General features: G+C 46.3%; 17 protein-coding genes and 1 pseudogene. 9 read left to right on the forward strand and 9 right to left on the reverse strand.

Annotation, left to right across the window (positions count from 1 at the left end):
* Nucleotide 1: 1 nt before the first annotated feature.
* Nucleotides 2–1,567 carry a methyl-accepting chemotaxis protein gene (locus FXV75_RS10765; RefSeq protein ID WP_148833309.1) on the reverse strand — a complete coding sequence of 522 codons (1,566 nt, stop codon included), beginning with the start codon at nt 1,565–1,567 and terminating at the stop codon, nt 2–4.
* Between the two features lie 191 nt (nt 1,568–1,758).
* Between FXV75_RS10765 and FXV75_RS10770 the strand changes: the two genes are divergently transcribed.
* Together FXV75_RS10770 and FXV75_RS10775 are read left to right on the forward strand one after the other, a co-directional pair.
* A complete protein-coding gene (locus FXV75_RS10770; protein WP_148833311.1) occupies nt 1,759–2,751 on the forward strand; it encodes a serine/threonine protein kinase in 993 nt (330 codons plus the stop codon).
* 97 nt (nt 2,752–2,848) lie between these two features.
* Complete coding sequence (locus FXV75_RS10775) at nt 2,849–4,795, forward strand: ATP-dependent DNA helicase RecQ (protein ID WP_148833313.1); 1,947 nt, start codon at nt 2,849–2,851, stop codon at nt 4,793–4,795.
* Here the strand turns inward: FXV75_RS10775 and FXV75_RS10780 are convergent.
* From FXV75_RS10780 to FXV75_RS10810, 7 genes and pseudogenes are all read right to left on the reverse strand, one after another.
* Nucleotides 4,770–5,189 (reverse strand): VOC family protein, encoded by a 420-nt coding sequence (locus tag FXV75_RS10780; protein ID WP_148833315.1) that lies wholly within the window; start codon nt 5,187–5,189, stop codon nt 4,770–4,772. The two genes, FXV75_RS10775 and FXV75_RS10780, sit on opposite strands and share 26 nt — an antisense overlap.
* Nucleotides 5,190–5,274: 85 nt before the next feature.
* Entirely contained in the window at nt 5,275–5,586 is a 312-nt protein-coding gene (locus tag FXV75_RS10785) for a GIY-YIG nuclease family protein (RefSeq protein WP_262368533.1), read from the reverse strand.
* A gap of 24 nt (nt 5,587–5,610) precedes the next feature.
* Entirely contained in the window at nt 5,611–6,105 is a 495-nt protein-coding gene (locus FXV75_RS10790) for an aspartate/glutamate racemase family protein (protein ID WP_316247123.1), read from the reverse strand.
* 143 nt (nt 6,106–6,248) lie between these two features.
* Nucleotides 6,249–7,226, reverse strand: coding sequence for an IS5 family transposase (locus FXV75_RS10795; RefSeq protein WP_148830718.1), 978 nt, complete (start codon nt 7,224–7,226; stop codon nt 6,249–6,251).
* 71 nt (nt 7,227–7,297) lie between these two features.
* Nucleotides 7,298–7,534 (reverse strand): annotated as a pseudogene (locus FXV75_RS10800) (aspartate/glutamate racemase family protein); the annotation flags it as partial.
* A 16-nt stretch (nt 7,535–7,550) separates the two neighbouring features.
* Nucleotides 7,551–8,171, reverse strand: a complete 621-nt coding sequence (locus tag FXV75_RS10805) for a LysE family translocator (protein WP_222863128.1) — start codon at nt 8,169–8,171, stop codon at nt 7,551–7,553.
* Entirely contained in the window at nt 8,168–8,380 is a 213-nt protein-coding gene (locus tag FXV75_RS10810) for a DUF1127 domain-containing protein (protein ID WP_187424881.1), read from the reverse strand. Before FXV75_RS10810 ends, FXV75_RS10805 begins: the two co-directional genes overlap by 4 nt.
* 238 nt (nt 8,381–8,618) lie before the next feature.
* Between FXV75_RS10810 and FXV75_RS10815 the strand changes: the two genes are divergently transcribed.
* The 6 genes from FXV75_RS10815 to FXV75_RS10840 all read left to right on the forward strand — a co-directional run bounded on the left by FXV75_RS10815 (nt 8,619) and on the right by FXV75_RS10840 (nt 18,473).
* Nucleotides 8,619–10,055, forward strand: coding sequence for a PLP-dependent aminotransferase family protein (locus FXV75_RS10815; protein WP_148835365.1), 1,437 nt, complete (start codon nt 8,619–8,621; stop codon nt 10,053–10,055).
* 217 nt (nt 10,056–10,272) lie between these two features.
* Nucleotides 10,273–11,676, forward strand: coding sequence for a TolC family protein (locus FXV75_RS10820; protein ID WP_148833319.1), 1,404 nt, complete (start codon nt 10,273–10,275; stop codon nt 11,674–11,676).
* On the forward strand, nt 11,673–12,857 hold the full coding sequence (locus FXV75_RS10825) for an efflux RND transporter periplasmic adaptor subunit (protein ID WP_148833321.1): 1,185 nt from the start codon (nt 11,673–11,675) through the stop codon (nt 12,855–12,857). Before FXV75_RS10820 ends, FXV75_RS10825 begins: the two co-directional genes overlap by 4 nt.
* Complete coding sequence (locus FXV75_RS10830) at nt 12,854–16,087, forward strand: efflux RND transporter permease subunit (RefSeq protein WP_148833323.1); 3,234 nt, start codon at nt 12,854–12,856, stop codon at nt 16,085–16,087. The genes FXV75_RS10825 and FXV75_RS10830 overlap by 4 nt, the downstream gene beginning before the upstream one ends.
* Before the next feature lie 199 nt (nt 16,088–16,286).
* Nucleotides 16,287–16,757, forward strand: coding sequence for an Lrp/AsnC family transcriptional regulator (locus FXV75_RS10835; protein ID WP_148833325.1), 471 nt, complete (start codon nt 16,287–16,289; stop codon nt 16,755–16,757).
* Between the two features lie 45 nt (nt 16,758–16,802).
* Entirely contained in the window at nt 16,803–18,473 is a 1,671-nt protein-coding gene (locus tag FXV75_RS10840) for an aminotransferase class V-fold PLP-dependent enzyme (protein ID WP_148833326.1), read from the forward strand.
* 4 nt (nt 18,474–18,477) lie between these two features.
* Here FXV75_RS10840 and FXV75_RS10845 read toward each other — a convergent pair whose 3' ends face one another.
* Entirely contained in the window at nt 18,478–18,948 is a 471-nt protein-coding gene (locus FXV75_RS10845; RefSeq protein ID WP_148833327.1) for an MOSC domain-containing protein, read from the reverse strand.
* A 154-nt stretch (nt 18,949–19,102) separates the two neighbouring features.
* Between FXV75_RS10845 and FXV75_RS10850 the strand changes: the two genes are divergently transcribed.
* Nucleotides 19,103–19,363 (forward strand): DUF4212 domain-containing protein, encoded by a 261-nt coding sequence (locus FXV75_RS10850; RefSeq protein ID WP_148833329.1) that lies wholly within the window; start codon nt 19,103–19,105, stop codon nt 19,361–19,363.

The raw sequence follows: 19,363 nt of genomic DNA on the forward strand, positions 1-19,363 counted from the left end.
GCTATCGCGCGGTCGATTTAAAGCCCATTCGAAAGCCACCCCAATGCTGACCATTAACATAAATCGGTACTGACAAATCATGCAAAATCTCACCAGTATCGCGCTTATAAGTTTGCAGTAAAAACGTGTCAGTATGAGCACCACAACGACGGCCTGTTGGATCGTTAAAAATACGTTTACTGCGATTGTTTACCAAATCTTTTTCGTAATGCCCCGTCAATGGCTGACTGAATTTTTTATTGTGAGTCGGAAAGTAGCCGTTTACATCCACCGCTCCGGCAAACATCACCTGACTGTGCCTGTCTAATACGGCTTCTTGAACACTTGGGAAAGCGTTGTCACTGAACGTGTCATACGCCGTACTGAATTTTTGCGGATTGGTGTTGTTAATAGGGCGATAGTCTTTTGAAAATACCGCCTGTTTAGTTAACTCGCCTTTTTCAATCGCTGCATCAAACAACTGACCTATCTCACTGGCGGCTTGCTTAGCGACACCAAGCAACTCAGAGAAAAACAAGGTGTCGTTTACTTTATCCAACTCCCTAAACACCACTTCAGCCCCATTACTTAAGCCTGATGCTTCGTTTGATAATTCATCACTGCGCTTGGAGATGTCTTGTAAAGAATGTCGAATACGTAAAATAGAGCCATTAATTTGCGTACTTGCAGTGCCTAACTCTTCCGCTGCGCCTTCCACTTCAGACAAGACCGTAGAGGCATTTTGTACCTCTTGCGTGAGAGAAACGAAGCGTTTCGTTTCTCCTAATAATGTGGTGGATAAGCTCTCGGTTAGCCCTTTTAACGACGCCATTTCGGTGTTGGTCAGTTGGCTATTGCGACGCACATCGGCCAATAAAGATGAGATTTGCTCCGAAGCTTGTGCGCTTTTACCGGCCAAAGAACGTACTTCGTCAGCCACCACGGCAAAACCACGACCTTGCTCCCCCGCACGGGCCGCTTCGATCGCCGCATTTAACGCTAATAAATTGGTCTGTTCAGATACGGCTTTAATGACGGCCGTAATGCTGTCAATGTCGTCGGCACTTTTGGTTAACAAAGCAAGCTGCTCACTGGCGGTTTGCACTTTTTGCGTTAGCTGATTAATTTGATCGGCACTTTGAGTCAACGCGGTTTGCGCGGTTAAACTTGATTCCGCGGTTTCACTCATAGTGTGTGACAGCTGAACCACATTGTTTGACAACATTAGCCCTGTATTAGACAAAATCTCTACTGCTTGGGTAATTTGCTCGCTATCGTCTCGCGTTAAGTGAATATCTTTACTCAACGAGTCGACAAAATACGATACCTCAGCCGCTCCCATTGCCATTTTAGACGTAGCTTGCGTGACGGTTTTACTGACTTCTGAAAAAACGAGATTGGCATTATCGTTTGCGCTATCCGGTTCTGCTTGACCTGAAAACGCTCGATTCAAAAACACCGGCACCGCCGCTAACACACAAAAAACGACACCAACAATAGAATAAACAGAGGAAAGATCGCCTTGAAAAAAGCCAAAACCGAAGAGTATCAAAAGCCCTAAAAGACCGCTAAACTGCAAAAAAACCATCGACTTACCCTTCTGTTAATTATTATTTTCCACAGTGTTTAACTAAGCTCATGGTAGGTCAACACAAAACCCATAGCCTACGACTAAAGTCGTAGCGAGGTCGTGCTGAGCGATAAGATGAAAACAGTGGTGCTAAAGTCTTAGCGGATTGGTTACCATAGCCACTCAAGCCACAAAACAGAAGTAACGCAATGACCCACCACCCTTACAGCGCGTTAACACCCGACCGTATTCTCGATGCAATTGAAGCCTTGGGCTTTCACTGCGACGGCCGATTAACGGCATTAAATTCGTATGAGAACAGAGTGTTGCAGGTCGGCATTGAAGAGGCGGCCCCGCTTATTGCCAAGTTCTATCGCCCTAACCGCTGGTCACCTGAACAAATCCGAGAAGAACACGATTTTTGTGCTGAATTGGCCGCGGCAGAGTTCCCTCTTGTGGCGCCGATGACACTGCCTAACGGCAGTAGCCTGTATCAGGATGGCGAATTTACTTTGGCGATGTTTCCCCGCTTTGGTGGGCACGCTCCCGAGCTGGATAACTTAGACACCATAGAATTACTGGGGCGAACACTGGGCCGTTTGCATGTGACCAGTCAGCAAAAGGAGTTTCAGTTTCGCCCCCACATCGATATCCAAAGTTACGGCACCGACAGCCGCATCTTTTTATTAGAAAATGATTTTCTTCCCAGCAGCCTTAAAGAGGCCTATTCAACACTGACTCGTGACATTCTTAGCCTCGTCGAGCAACGCTTTGCGACTTGCAACTATACGCCCATCCGTCTTCATGGCGACTGCCACCCTGGTAATATTCTGTGGCGCGATGACAAGGCTGTGTTTGTGGATTTTGATGATTGTCGAATGGGACCCGCGATTCAGGATTTATGGATGTTAATGAGTGGCGACCGACAAGATCAAACCCTGCAATTAGAAGCTTTGTTGGAAGGCTATGAAATGTTCTGTGATTTTGATGACTCTCAGTTGGTGTTAATCGAACCACTCAGAACCCTGAGGATGATGCATTACGCAGCGTGGGTCGCCAGACGTTGGAAAGATCCGGCGTTTCCAAAAGCCTTCTCTTGGTTTAATACCGAGCGCTATTGGGCGGAGCACATTCTCGATCTACGTGAACAATTTTCTATGTTGCAAGAAGCCCCGCTTACACGAATCAGTGGTAATTTTTAACGCAAAAAACCTCGTTGTAGGCTAGATTAAGCATGTTGTTAATGAATCAATTCCGCACACAAACCGATAAACACTCACCAAGGAAGGCACCTATCCAATGATGGATTTACAGACAAAACTACTCACACAATTTGGCTTTGAGCAATTTAGAGAAGGCCAGCAACAAACCATAGAACAGCTGCTTGCTGGGCAATCGTCCTTGGCGGTGTTTCCCACCGGATCAGGTAAGTCACTGTGCTATCAGTTTAGTGCGACTCAGCTACCAAATTTGACCTTAGTGATTTCACCCTTAATCGCCCTCATGCACGATCAGCTGGCCTTTTTGAGTGCAAAAGGTATTCCGGCGGCCTGTTTGGATTCCAGCCAGAGTAAAGACGAAAGCCAAGCGGTCATGTCGGGGGTGCAAAACGGCGAGATTAAGATCTTAATGATTTCAGTCGAACGTTTTAAAAACGAGCGTTTTCGACGTTTTATTAAGCGCGTGCCTATTTCCATGTTGGTGGTTGATGAAGCTCATTGTATTTCAGAGTGGGGGCATAATTTTCGCCCCGATTATTTAAAACTGCCGGCGTACCAACAGGAATTTGCGATTCCTTTGGTATTGTTACTGACGGCCACTGCCACCCGTCGCGTACAAAAAGACATGGCGCAAAAATTCTCTATTCACCCAGAACAGATCGTGCAAACGGGCTTTTACCGTGCGAATTTAGACATCGATCTGATCCCCGTTCAGATTCATAACACGTTCAACGCACTCAAACAGGTGCTAGACGATACCCAAGGCGCGAGCATTGTGTATGTTACGCAACAAAAAACCGCCGAAGACGTTGCCCAACGCTTACAAGCTGAGGGTTATTCCGCGACAGCCTACCATGCCGGGTTAGGCAGTGAGATTCGCAGCACCATACAAGCGGATTTTATGACCAGTAAAACTCGCATTATCGTCGCTACCATTGCCTTTGGCATGGGCATTGATAAGTCGGACATTCGGCTCGTAGTGCATTTTGATTTACCCAAATCGATCGAAAATTACAGCCAAGAAATTGGCCGTGCGGGGCGAGATAGCCAACCAAGCCGCTGTGTGTTGCTGGCCAATTTAGAAGGCTTGAGCACGTTGGAAAACTTTGTGTACGGTGATACGCCAGAACCTCACGCTATCGACGCGTTGTTGCGTGCTATTTCAGAACAAACCCTAAATAACGAGTGGGAAACGCAGCTATACGGTTTATCGAGCGCCAGCAACATTCGCTCTTTGCCGTTAAAAACCTTGCTGGTGCAGTTGGAATTACTTGGTGCTATCACACCAATATACAGCTATTACGCCGATGTTCGGCTTAAATGGGAAGGCGATCGTACGGCTTTCGCTGCTCGTATTCCCAATGAATGGCAAGCGGCGTATCAGGCGCTATTAAAGGGCATTCAGTATAAGAAAATTTGGGGAACACCGAATTTTGAACAATTGTTTAATGAGTCTGGCCTGGCCCGCGGGGACGTATTACAGCTTTTGGAATTTGCCGCCGATAACCAGGTATTAACCTTAGAAAGCAAAGGCATGACCGAGGTGTATCAAGTCAACCCTGATGCGTTTCGTCATGAGGTTTTATCGGATCAATTACAGCGCTACGTCGAGGAAAAGCAGAGCGCTGAAATCGCTCGCATCGCCACCATGATTCGTTTTTTTCAATTAGATCGGTGCTTGAATTACAATTTAGCAAAGTATTTTGGTGACCAACAAGCCCCTGAGTCGTGCGGGCATTGCTCTGTGTGTCGAGGCAACATGTTGACGCTAACAAAGGAAGATACCGAAGAAACCGGCTGGCAAGACAAAATCGCAGAGTACGCTCAGGAGCTCGCGCAACATCTCGCACAAAAAAGCCCAACAACAAAAGTGACGGCGGTATTAATTACGCGCTTTTTGACTGGCTTAACTCAGCCTATTTTCACGAAAACTAAAGCGCGACAACTCCGTGGATTTGGTGTGTTTGAAGCCCATCGTTATGGGTCGGTATTAGACGCGGTTAACCAAGGTTTGTCTTCTCGCTAGTTTTTTCACTAGCCTCAGCCGATGGCTGAATATAGACACTTAACTCGATCAAGTTGTTGTCTGGATCGTTAAAATACACCGATTGGATGGCGCCTTGTGCGCCTGACTTTTCTACAGGCCCTTCGAGAATATTAACCTTATGAGCGGTTAAATGGGCAATCACTTTGCCCATTGACCAGGTCGTGATCAGGCACACATCTCCGGCTCCTTCCATGGCATGATTACGCAGCTCTTGCCCAAGTAACTGGAAATTAATTTTTTGCTGCCCAAAACGCACGGCTTTGCGACCATTAGCAAAAACAATGCTGTCCATTTTTAACACCGTTTCATAAAAAGAAACGGCTTCATCTAGGTCAGACACCGTCAGTACGATGTGGTCAAAGTGGCTGATCATCGCTGTTTTTGTCTCCCATTGCGCGCGGCTTCAAGCCGCTTAAACGTTACCTGACATGCTACGAATGATTAGGGGTAAAAACAAGTTAAGTTACGCATTCATCCCATAAAGAATGCAGCCTCAAGTCACCTTCAATTAAACGTAATTTTTGATGTCGGGTTAACTTTTTAATTCGACATTCCAAGACCAGGGCGTCACTTTTATTGCCCACAACTTCATGCCACACCAACTCTAACGGTCCTTTGCCCTTTAAATATTTTGCGGCACGTTTGCTGTCGCCAGAATGCTCTTTAAAGCGTCGCTCCACATTCGTAGTAATACCGGTGTACAGCGTGTTTAAGCGAGTCTTCACCATGTAAATATTCCATTGTGCATCTCCTATTTTATTCTGCATCATTACATTTCCAACATGCTTGTCTTTTTATATAACGTCTAATAGAGCCCACTCTACCGCTTTTTTAGCGTGAATGTAGGTCGTGTCTAAAAGTAGGATTTCTGTGTCATTTTGATTCACTAACATGCCAATTTCCGTACAACCCAGTATCACAGCTTCAGCGCCCTGACTGGCTAAAGACTCAATAATTCGTAAGTATTCCATTTTAGAATCTGAATTTAACTGGCCTAAACAAAGCTCGTTATAAATCACATTATGAATCCTGCTTCTATCGTCTGCATTAGGAACCAAAACCGTTAAACCATACTCTTCGGTTAGGCGGCCTTTATAAAAATCTTGCTCCATTGTAAAAGCGGTTCCCAATAAACCGACTGTTTTAATGCCTTTTTTCACAAGTACTTCCGCCGTGGCGTCTGCTATATGCAATAACGGGATATCAATAGAGTCTTCAATTTGTGACGCGACTTTGTGCATTGTATTTGTGCATATTAATAAAAAGAGACCTTTGCATGAGCAGTCGATCTAGCCATATTGCTTGCCAAAGGTCTTTTATAAAAAATTCAATCAACGTCTTTATAGAAAACGGTCAACATCGTTAAAAATCAGTGCTCTTTAACTCATAAAAATGCCCACATAGTCCACTTGGACGGACTTTACTTGCTATCTCAGCATTCTCGTTGGATACGAAACGCCCGTTTTAGGTTGTAAGCCATACAAATTAAACTCACCCTAGCCTGATTGCGAGCCCGTCCTAGATAACGCGCTTTACCTAACCCATAGTGCAATTTCATTATCCCAAAGACATGCTCTACACGGGAACGAATACTGGAAAAATAACGGTTTTGCTTTTCTTGATCCTCGTTAAGAGGTCTATTACGATAAGCTCGATGGATAATGCATTCTTTGACCTTTTTTTGCTTCAATAACCTGCTGTGCTGGGCACTTTTGTACGCACTGTCTGCATACACTTCCCGCTCATGACCAGTGAGTATCGATTCAAATGGAATCGAATCGTGAACATTGCCTGCCGTGAGCATGACTTCTTTGACAAAACCATCCTCATCCACATTTGTATGGGCCTTAAAACCATAGGTGGTTTTACGTTTTCCATCGCTGCTTTGCTTAACGCTATAGCCTGCTTCTGGGTCTTGCGTGTTTTTACCCTCAGCATTCTTACGAGGACGAGCATTCTTCGCTTCTATCACGCTGGCATCTATGATGCTTATCTCACCTTGTTTGATGATCAGACTTTGTTCGGCTAACTGGGCATTGATCTCGGTCATCGCTGCGTCTAGTAATCCGTTTTTCTCTAGCAGATTACGGAAACGCCAAATTGTACTGTGGTCGGGAACGCCTTGATCTAGGCCGACACCGACAAACCGGCGAAATAATAAGTCGCGAGCCAGTGCTTTTTCCAGCGCTGGGTCACTTAGGTTGTGCCATGATTGCAATAACAAAGCTTTAAACATCATCAACGGAGGCCAAGCGCGTTCACCTTTTGTACGGTTGTGAATGTCACAGAATAATCGCTCAATGCAGGACCAATTCAACAAGTCATGAATCTCGTCAAATTCTTCAATAAACCGATTCGATGCTTGCAGCGCATCGGCAAAGCTCTGTTGTTTTAACTCTTTCCACGCCATTTTTTGATTGCTCTTCTTTGCTTTTGGTTATTATCTCATAGGATCGAAGGGGATTATTCGTGCAAAGGTCTCAAAAAGTCTGCGCCCGCTGCTTGAACATTTTTAGCGGCGTCAATCAGTATCTCACAAGCGCTTTCCCAATCGCCCTTTTGCTGTAGCTTTTCAATAGGGTCAAAATCAACACTATACATGGCAATTTTTGCAGAATGCAGGCCACCAAGTGACGCTTTCACTCCTTCATTGATGGCTTGATAATACCCGACACTGCTTTCCCAGCTCATTCCACCTAACAATCCAATGGTTTTCATACAGTCTCCAACATCCTTAACCCCTAACAATCATCATCAAGGTCAATGCTGTCGCAAGGCCCATACCAATATTAAACCTTCTTTGACGTTTAGGGTTTGTTAGCCAACGACGAATACTCACGCCCAACCAAGCCCAAAGTGAAATTGTTGGAAAGTTAACGCAAGCAAATACAAACAGAACCCAAAGGCCAGATTGTAAATACAAATCCCCTTCGATGGTGAACGTACTCACGGCACTGATTGCCATCATCCATGCTTTCGGATTGACGAACTGAAACAACGCCGCTTGCCACCAAGCCATTGGTTTACTTTCTTCACGCTTTTCAGAAACATGGATCGTTTCTTGACTCACGGGGGCACTGGCAATCTTCCATGCCAACCATACCAAATAAGCACCACCAACCCACTTCAACGCAAGATACAGAGGCGGATATAAAATGAATAAGGCACCAAGCCCCAACAAGGCAGAAGATATCAGAGTGGCCATCCCCACACCGATTCCAATCATGTGCGGCAAGGTTCGACGAAAGCCAAATTGAGCGCCTGACGCCAACAACATAATGTTATTCGGCCCTGGTGTAACAGACATCACAAAAGAAAACATCGCAAACGCAATAAAAAAAGACACGTCGATCATGGCGCCAGTGCTCTTTCTTCTTTCTTCTTTCTATTCATTAGGTCTCGAACGAAACCAAACACGGACGCTTGTAACAACTCTGCTCGCTGATGCTCTTTTGTCATGCCAATGTCCGTCATTTGCTGAGCCGTTAATCGTGCTAAGGCTCTACGAGTCTGATAACGCACTACGCAATCCTGAATATGAACAAATAAGCAAATAATTAACATGGTCTTCCCTTTTTTAGGCCGCACTATTAAAGGCATTAATAATGCTATGTGTATGAGCATCTACTTTAAAGGAAGCAATAAAGACAGTACAGATTCAGAAAATAGCATTATAAGACAGACAGAACACACCAAAAATCATCTGTGTGGTATAAAAAAACCGCATCTGTATGGTCACCACTCAACCTAAAAAGCCCTAAAATTAATGACTGAAAACGCCACACACTTACTGGAAAACGCCATGACACTCTATCAAAACCTAGCCAATCGTTTGCGAGATCACATTCAGCATGGCTTTTATAAGCCGGGTGATAAACTCCCTTCTGTTCGGCAGTTGGCACAAGAGCATGGTGTCAGTATTTCCACGGTTCAAGAAGCGTATCGTCAACTGGAGCAAGAAGCCCTTGTGGAAGCCAAACCCAAATCAGGCTATTTCGTGTGTATACGCAAACAAGACAACTTACCCAGTATTTCCAGACCACCACAGCGCCCACTTGAGGTATCACAATGGGAAGAAGTGCTCAATATGCTGATGATTCGCAGTGGCAATAAAGGCGTTCAGTTACAACACGCTATGCCAGACATGACGGCGCTAACGCTAAAACCGCTGTTAAAGACGCTGGCTGATCTTACCAAACAGAAACCTGAACTGGGGCTGGGGTACGCTGATATTCGAGGTATGGAAGAGTTACGTATTCAGCTGTCTCGGCTTACTGTTGCATCGGGCTGCCAGCTTCATCCAGATGACGTGGTCGTCACGTCTGGCTGCCAAGAAGCGCTTTCGGTTTGCTTACGAGCAGTGACAGAACCAGGCGATATTATTGCAATCGAATCGCCGAGTTTCTATGGCTCTATGCAGTCGATTAAAGCGGCCAATTTAAAAGCGATGGAAATCCCTACGCACCCGCAAACTGGTCTCAGTTTAGAAGCGCTTGAATTGGCTTTAGACCAGTGGCCCATCAAAGCCATTTTTGTCACTCCAACGTGTAATAACCCCATGGGTTACACCATGCCTGAAGACAAAAAAGAACAGCTCTATCGACTGGCTCAAAGTTACGATATTGCTATCATAGAAGACGATATTTACGGCGATATTTCGTATCAGTTTCCTCGTCCTAAAACCATTAAATCGTTCGACTTGGATGGACGTGTCTTACTGTGCTCTTCGTTTTCAAAAACCGTTGCACCGGGCATGCGAGTCGGTTGGATTGCGCCGGGGCGTTATCGCGACAAGGTTACCCACATAAAATACGTCAGCAGTTCCATGTGCCCTGTTTTACCTCAACTCGCCATTGCAAAATTCATTCGTTCTGGTGGATACACCAAGCACATAAGACAAATGCGCCATGATTACGAAAAGCAACGTGATCATTTACTCAAGGCCATTAAAACCCACCTCCCGAGTGATACCCGCGTCAGTTTTCCTGATGGCAGTTTTATCTTATGGGTCGAGCTTAACCCGACAATCGATAGCATGGCATTGGTTGAGCAGTGTCGACTGGAAGGCGTTGGATTTGCACCCGGCCCACTGTTTTCTGCGACAGGAAAGTATCGTAACTGCTTTAGGCTAAATTTTAGCGAACAAAGCATGGAAAAACGCGAGTGGGCGATGAAAACATTGGCCTCGGTTTTACTGCGTTTTACCGAACGTAAAGTGGGTGAACGTCATCCCGTTTAATCAAAAGACTGACTGTTAAATAGGACGACGCTCTTAATGACTCACTGAGCATCTCAATCAACGGTATACGCGTAGTGTAAAGAAACGAAAATATACTTAATATTTTAGGGTAAAAAGGTTGATAATCCGATTTCTTGTTTAACTGATATACACAGCAAGATTTTTGCCATTGATTCATCGCTAGTCATAGCCACTGTTAGCCCTTTAGGACTCCCAAATGCTCAACCGGTCTTTCCTTAACATAGGACGACGCTACTGTAGTCCGCTGTTTTATGTGGCGCTGTGCGTCCTACTCAGTGCATGCAGTCAGTCAGAAAAGCGCGACCATTACGCCGCTTTAGCACAAACCGAATTAGAAACCGTCAACGATGAAAAACGTTCCGTTTGGCGTGCCATGGACACGGTGGCATCAGCGAGTTATTTAAGCGATCTGATACAAGATGCGACTTTAGACGCATTAATCAAACAAGCGCTCATCGCCAACCCCAGCCTACAAAAAACGCAGCTGACGTTGCAAGCCAGTTTATGGCGCCTTAAAAGCCAACAAGGTGATGCCTTGCCCAGCGCCAGTGCAGGATTATCCGCAGGGAAAACCGATGGCAGTGACACCAGTTTCAAAGCCAATGTCAACATCAGTTGGGAAATTGATGTGTGGCAAAAGTTAGCACAGTCGGAACAAGCCACCGCGAAAACGCTGGCCAGTAATGAAGCCCTGTTTCAAGCCAGTCGGGATGCACTTGTGGCCAGTGTCATGAAATCTTGGCTGGCGATTTCTGCCAAACATCACGCCATTGATATTGAGCAAAAACGCTTAGCGCTACTGGAAGCCAATGAGAAATTGGTTCTTAAGCGCTTTAAAAATGGCCTTGGGGACTTAGAAGCACTTGATGAATCTCGAACATCCGTGTCTCAATCCAGAGCCAACCTCGCCGAATTTGAAGAAAACATAGCCATTGAAAGACGTCATTTACAGCTTTATCTTGGCCGTCACGAACCATTGAGTGTTACGACGACAGCCCCGTATCCTAACGTTGACCTGTTCTTTGACACCTTGCCCATACAAAGCCTACAGCGCCGCCCCGATTTAAAAGCAGCCTACTTAGCCATAGAAGCCGCCGATTTAAACACCTCGGTCGCCTATAAAGACATGTTGCCCAGCATCAATTTGAGTGCGGCATTAAATGAAACAGCAAGCTCCCCCAGTAGCGCGCTTTTTGGCTCTCCTATTTGGTCTTTACTGGCTCAAATTACTCAACCGCTCTATCAAGGCGAGCGTTTAAAAGCGGCCGCTGAAATCGCCAAGCTTAGCACCGCTCAAGCCTATCAAGATTACCGGGGAACATTGCTCACAGCCGTCAACGAAGTTGAAAATACCTTAGGGCAAGAACGCGTACTTTCTCAGCGGGTGCACCACATCCAAAACGCGCAACTCAGCGCGCAAACCAATCTAACGCACTATGAAAAAAAGTACCGCTCAGGGCTCGTGACCATCAGCGATCTAATCAGCGTACAAAAAATCGCCTTTGATCTAGAAGCACAATTGGACAATCTCATTTACCAACAGCTCGCTAATCGAGTTGATTTAGGGCTCGCACTGGGTCTTGGAGTAAAACCAGAATGAAGCAATACCTTTCACAGTGGATCACTATATTGGTCGCTATTGGCGCCCTCGCCGGTGTGTATTTTTATGTCAGCAACGCCGTCGAAGCGCAAAAAAATACAGTACAAGCCCCTCGCCCTATTGCCCCAGAGCAGGCGTTAGAAATCGCTACGTTAACAACAAATACCGGAAGCTATGCCGCTACGATTAGCGCTTCCGGCATCGTAAAACCACGCTATTCGCTCACATTATCGAACCAAGTAAGCGGTGAAATCATTGTACTTTCTGACCAATTCGAAAGCGGCCAAGTGATCAAAAAAGGCCAGGTTTTGCTGCAATTAGAAAACAGTGAACTAACCAGCGCGGTCGCCAACGCACAAAATACCCTAGCGGCGGCCCAATTGGCTTTAAAAGAAGAGCAACGCCAAGGGGAGCAAGCGAAAGCAGAATGGGCTGCAGCCGGATTCAACAGCACACCGGAGTCTGATTTAGTGCTAAGAACCCCGCAGCTAAAGGCGGCACAAGCGCAAGTGAGCGCGGCCAAAGCCTCTCTAACCAGTGCGCAAACCAAATTACAGCACACAAAAATAGCCGCGCCTTATGATGCCTTGGTCGTAGCTCGACAGGTGTCTTTAGGCTCGTATCTTGGAACAGGCAGTGACGTAGGAACACTGTACAGTGTTGATCGAGCCGACATTGAAGTGGATTTATCCAGCAGCGACTGGTTAAAACTGCCGGATTTTGAGCGCTTATTAGCGGAAAAATGGCCGGTTGATATTGCCAACATAGACGACGAAAGCCGATGGCAAGGCCATATTTCAAGCATCAACCAGCACATTGACGACACCACTCGTATGCGCCGGTTAACCGTGAGCGTGAACAGCCCCCTCAACCAAACACCGGCGCTGCTTCCAGGCGCATTTGTTACCCTGTTGGTGAAAGGAAAACCACTCAATAATCTGTGGCGTCTGCCAAGCACCGCGCTCAGCCAAAAAAGTGAAATTTGGTATATTGATCAAGACAGTCGTTTGGCGGCTTTTGAGACCACGCCTCGGTTTTTCGACGCCCAGTATGTCTACATTCAAGTCCCTGACAATATGATCAACCAGACCTATCAGGTGCTGGTGCAACCCTACAACAGCTACATAAAAGGCACGCTCGCTACGTCGTCGACCGCAACGAAAGAGAACCGTAAACCATGAGCCAAATTGACCAACCTAAAGGCATTATTCCGTGGTTTGCCAATAACCCTGTCGCAGCGAACTTATTATTGATTTTAGTGATCAGTTTAGGGGTGCTGAACATGGGATCCATTAATAAAGAGGCATTTCCGAGCCTTACCCCCAATCGAATTTCCATTTCTGTCAGCAATGACAGTGGCTCAGCCAAAGAAAACGAAGAAGGCATTGCGATTCCCTTAGAAGCGGCTCTACAAGGTGTGTCCGGTATCAAAACCCTCACCACATCGTCCACCGCCAGCGCCACCAGCACCAGCATTGAAATGCTCGATGGTTATGATATTGAGGCGCTTTTTAACGACGTAAAAGATAAGGTCGATCAAATATCGTCGTTTCCAGACGACGCAAAACCGGCCGTCGTCACCAAGGCCACTCGAGAAGAGCATTCGATCTGGATTCAGCTTTACGGTGAAGCAGATCGTCGCACCTTACAAAAGCTCACGAATGAGCTAGAAGCCGATTTATTAGCCAACGAAAACATCAGTGCTACTTCAATATCTGGGTGGTTAGATCCCACGATCATGATCGACATTGATAAAAATAAGCTGACCGCGTACGGGCTGACCTTATCCGATGTAGCAACCGCCATTAATGCCGAATCCACACCAGCGCAAGTCGCCACATTACGCGACGAAAACATTTACCTCACCATAAGCGCCGCAGAACAGGCTTACGTGAAAAGCCAGTTCGCCCTTATTCCCATTTTATCTAACAGCACAGGAGGCACACTGAGGCTGGGCGATCTTGCCAACATACGCGACACATTTAACGAAGATGACTATGTTTTGTCTCGATTTAATCGACAAAATAGCTTAGGCATTCAAGTACTCACGACCGGTGCCAGCGATATTTCTAACTCCGTGATTGGCGCTAAAGCCGTCATTCAAGAGTGGCAAGACAGCGGTCGATTGCCAGCGAATGTCACATTAGGCACCTGGTACGATCGCAGTGAATCGATTAACCAGCGCCTCGAATTAATGATCGGTAACGCCATCACAGGGGTGTTGTTGGTGTTTATTTTACTGGCGATTTTTCTGAATGTGACTGTGGCTTTTTGGGTCGCTATGGGGTTGCCGTTTATTTTCTTTGGCACCTTATTTTTCATGGGAACAGAGAGCGTCGGCCTTACATTAAACATGTTCACCACCTTTGGTTTTATTATGGCGCTGGGGATCGTGGTTGACGATGCGGTGGTGGTCGGTGAAAGTGTGTACACCGTTCGATCGAAAGAAGGTGACACCATTGGCAATACAATAAAAGGTACCATGATGGTCGCCATCCCAACGCTGTTTGGTGTGTTTACTACCGTCGCTGCTTTTTGGGCACTGTCCAACGTAGAAGGCCGATTAGGTCAGCTGTATGCCCAGTTTGCGACCGTTGTTGCGATCTGCTTGATTCTGTCGGTGATTGAATCAAAAATCATTCTTCCAGCTCATCTTGCTCATATTAATACGCAAAAATCGTCTCGTACTAACCCCATTTCAAGAGCGTGGGCCATGGTACAAGATGGGGCTGATTTTGGATTGCAGTGGTTCAGTGATCGCCTTTATCGGCCTGCGATTGAAAAAGCACTACATCACAGATATGCCATTTTCATAGCCTTTATTGCCGTGTTTGCTTTGGTTATATCCATGCCTTTCACCGGCGTTATCAGAGTGAGCTTTTTCCCGCAGATCCCAGGCGATACGGTGCGTGGCTCGCTGACCATGTACAACGACGTCAGTTACGGACAGACCAACAACGTTCTGTTGTTGCTAGAAAATACCGCCTATCAAGCCGACATTGCATTGCGCAGCGGCAGTGGCGAACGCCGCCGTCCGGCTTCTAATGCAGAGCAAAACACAACCGCTTCTTCTGCTAGACCCTCCTCCACTAATGCGCCGTCCACCCCTAAGGGGAAAGTGGCTATTCAAAATATACAAGTCACCTCCAATGGCGATCAGTCTGGCAGCCTTCGTATTGAACTGGCAGAAGATCGCCCCTATACATCGGCGCAATTTGCCAGCAAATGGCAACAACTGTCTGGCACGCCAGAAGGGGTCAAAAACCTGCGTATTCGTAGCGCTCGCGAAACCGTCGATGCGTTAAAAATCGAATTGCGTGGCAACGATACCAGCGTATTAAATGGTGCAATGGAAGAACTGCTCAAACAGTTAGAAACGTTGCCGGCGGTCACCGGTATTGAACAAAACAACGAACCTACCGAATCACGGCTCACCTTAGCATTGACGGATCAGGGCCGCCTTCTTGGCTTATCTACCAGCCAACTAGCCAGCCAAGTATCGCGTAATTTTGATGGTCAAGTAGTGCAGAAATTTCAACGGGATAATTCAGAAGTGGAAGTCCACTTGGGCTATTCTAATGACCAAAAGGAATCCCCCGCGGCGCTAATGAACAGCAAAATTATGCTCGACAACGGAACTCAAATTCCTCTTTCCAGCGTCGCATCGCTATCTCAACAAAACGCCGAAACGCGCATTATTCGCATCGACGGCAAACGCTCTCTTTACCTGTCTGCTGAAGTGGATAAGGACACAATGTCGTCCACTGAGTTGGTGGCTTACTTGGAAAGTGCGGTGGCGCCGCAAATGAAGCGGAAATTTGCCGGCGTGTCTATTTTCTTTTCTGGGGAAGCAGAGCAGCGCGAAAAAACACAGTCGTCCATGTCGGAAATGTTCCTAATTGCTTTATTGGTGATTTATGGTTTATTGGCAATTCCACTAAAATCTTACTCGCAACCTCTTATTATTATGATGGCGATCCCGTTTGGAATCATTGGGGCTTTGTTAGGCCACTGGATGAACAGCTTGGCGTTGGGTATTTTCTCTCTCAATGGGATTTTGGCGCTGAGTGGCGTTGTGGTCAACGACAGCTTATTGCTGGTGTCTCGATTCAATGATCTGCAAAAAGAAACCGGTCACGTTAAAAAGGCCATTAGCCTCGCCTGCACCAGCCGGTTGCGCGCGGTTCTCCTGACCTCATTCACCACGTTTGCAGGTCTGATTCCCATTTTGTGGGAAACCTCGCGACAAGCGCAAATGCTGATCCCGGCTGCGGTGTCTTTGGCTTATGGAATAATGTTCGCCACCGTGATTACCCTGATATTAATACCTGTATTATTGATGATCAAAGAAGATCTTCATGAATTGTTCACTCGGCTAAAAGGCTCAAAAGTACCTTTTCAAGAGCATTAACCCGGCTCAATAAAGCCCACACATTCGACTATAAAAGCGTATTTTGAAATAAATACGCTTTTTTTTGCTGTATTTTTCCCATTCGTGCACTTTCTTCATTCCCCTTTTACAGCAAACCGTAGGCCCCCATTGCATAGGTAGGCAAAAAAAACGACAATCTGGAATATAAAACCAAAAAAATAAACAAATAGAGAACAAAATGCACTTAGATGACATAGATTTGCAACTCCTTGCCTTAATTCAATCTGATGATAGTATTTCTACCGAGTCTATGGCGCAGCAAGTGGGCCTGTCTAAAACCCCGTGTTGGCGACGTGTTCAAAAACTTGAAAACGCAGGCTACATCAAGCGCCGCGTTGCACTCCTAGACGCAGACAAATTAGGCCTAGGCGTATCGGTTTTTGTGCAAGTCAAAACCAACCAGCACGACGCCAACTGGGCTGAACACTTTGCTCGTGTTGTGGCTGAATTCCCTGAAGTAGTGGAATTTTATCGCATGGCAGGAGAATACGATTACTTATTGCGCGTGTTGGTCAAAGACATTCCAGCGTATGACGCATTTTACAAACGATTAATCAGTGCCACCGCATTGACCGACGTAACCTCGAACTTTGCCATGGAACAAATCAAGTGGACCACACAGTTGCCCTTGCCCCATTTCACGCCATAACACGACACCGCATCGAGTCAAACGGTGGCTCAAAAAGGACATCAGATGACCATGACAACCGCTCCAAACAACCTTGATCAATCAGACAAAGACGCCCTGTTGGCACGCATCCGTGATGGCATTATTGGTCACACTACGCTTATTCAAACGCCTTTTGGCGAGCGAGCCTTAACGTATGCCGATTATACGGCATCAGGGCGCTGTGTAGACTTTATCGAAGACGCTATTCGTCAGCATGTCATGCCCCTTTACGCAAATACTCACACCGAAGCCAACGCCACTGGACAGCAAACGACGGCATTTCGTGAACAAGCTCGCCAACAAATTCGAGACGCGGTGCACGCCACAGACGAAGATTTGGTGATTTTTTGCGGCAGTGGCGCGACCTCAGCCGTTAACACATTGATCGGTCAACTGGGCTTGCGCGACATAACTACCAAGGAAAAAGGTAATATTTGCGTTTTAATTGGCCCTTATGAGCATCATTCTAATGAACTCCCATGGCGAGAACTGGGAGTGGAAGTGATACGTATTGCGGAGTCGAACAATGGCGGCGTGTGTCTCAAGATGTTGGAAAAAACACTGCAAGAAAATCAACTTAAAACCTGCATTGGCAGCTTCAGCGCGGCATCGAATGTCACAGGAATATTGTGCGATCAAGATACGGTTACCGCATTGTTGCATCGCTATAACGCCCTCGCTTTTTGGGACTTTGCCGCCGCGGCCCCTTATGTGGATTTGGTCATGAACCCCAAGACCGATCAGACATCAGCTCAGTCATTTGCAAAAGACGCGATGTTTTTCTCGACCCACAAGTTCATCGGTGGCCCAGGCACACCGGGTATTCTAGTGGTCAAAAAAGCGCTGATCCAAAACCAAAAGCCCAGCGTAATTGGCGGTGGTACGGTTTCCTTTGTCACGCCAGATGATCACACGTTTTTGCCCGTTGGCGAACGTCGTGAAGAAGGCGGAACCCCCGCCATTATTGAGTCGATTCGTGCAGGCCTTGTCTTTCAACTTAAACAAGCCGTTGGTGTCGACCTGATCGAAGCACGCGAACACGCGCTTGTTCAATTGATCGAACAACGCTGGCGCTTGCACCCAAATATTGAACGATTGGGACATGCTAACGCGCAACGTTTATCGATTACCGCTTTTCGTATTCGTACCGAGTTAGGCTATTTGCATCATGGTTTTGTAACAGCGGTTCTGAACGATGTGTTTGGTGTTCAAGTGCGCGGAGGCTGCTCCTGTGCGGGGCCTTACGGTCACGAACTATTAGGTATTGATAAATTCGAATCGGATCGCATTCAACTAGCATTAAAGCAGGGGGAGAAGCTGGTGAAGCCCGGCTGGGTACGTTTCAATTTGAATTACTTTTTAGACGACAAGGAAGCTCATTTCATCTTAGACGCCATCGACTTTGTAACTCAACATGGCATCACCTTACTGCCCTTTTATGCTTACGATCAAAGCACTGATTTGTGGCGTTTTCAGGCTAAATCCACCCAACCCATCGCCCTTAACACCCTACTCTTTGGATCGGTAGTAGCCGGACTCCATAGCCCAAAGCCAGTGGATAAAAGCATTTACTTTGATCAAGCCAACACCTTGGTAAAACGTTGTCTTGAGGGTAAATTTATTCGGCAAGATCAACCTTTCGATAACGCTTTTGCTGACATCAAGCACTTTGTATTGGCGCAAGACATCGTATAAAACCTTACTTTTTGGGTGCTGTCTGTATCAAATTAAACTGCATACCCACACGCAAAATGCCCGTACTTAATACGTTGGCGCGAAGACCACCACGACGCGCCCACGCTCTCACCACTTGCGACGATGACAAGGAATCATTTGCCAATGCCTTACCTAATGTTCCGCAGGGCTCGCACAGTTCCACACCATAAAAACGCACATCACCGATAGAAAACTCTTGTCCAACAAGTTGGTTTAATCGTACCCCTTGAGTCACAATGTTTCGGCGTGTTGAAGACAAACTGGCGCGTTGTCCAAAATTCGCATTAAAAGCGGCTATTTCTTCACTCTCAATAAACGTAATATTTGGTCCATCCGTGCCTTTTTTTCCGTAATACCGGTCGCCTACGATACCTTTCCCTGCATCGGCTTTAACGGCATCGATGCCCATTTGGGCCTGTTTGGGCTTTTTCGATACAAAAATTGCGTGAATCACCGGTAACTCCTATCAACATGACCTTACTTAAATAAAGAATAGCGCCTCTTTTTTTACACTTTTCATACCTTATGCGACTAAAGTCTGACTTCTTATTATACCACTGCCTGCTAGATTAGCGGGGCGTATAAAAATAATTATAAGGAGATCTCTAATGACAGATCGTACCACTAATGCAGAAAAATACTGGCAAGCAAACTTAAAGCTGATTCTAGGCAGCCTTGTAGTTTGGGCGCTGGCATCCTACGGTTGCGCTATCCTCTTCAGACCTTTACTTTCTGGAATCCATATCGGTGGTACCGATCTCGGATTTTGGTTTGCTCAGCAAGGTTCTATCATCGTATTCATCATTTTGACTTTCTTCTATGCGTGGAGAATGAACAAACTTGATGAAGAATTTGGCCTTCAGGAGTAA

The organism is Marinomonas sp. IMCC 4694, assembly GCF_008122525.1.
Taxonomy (GTDB): domain Bacteria; phylum Pseudomonadota; class Gammaproteobacteria; order Pseudomonadales; family Marinomonadaceae; genus Marinomonas.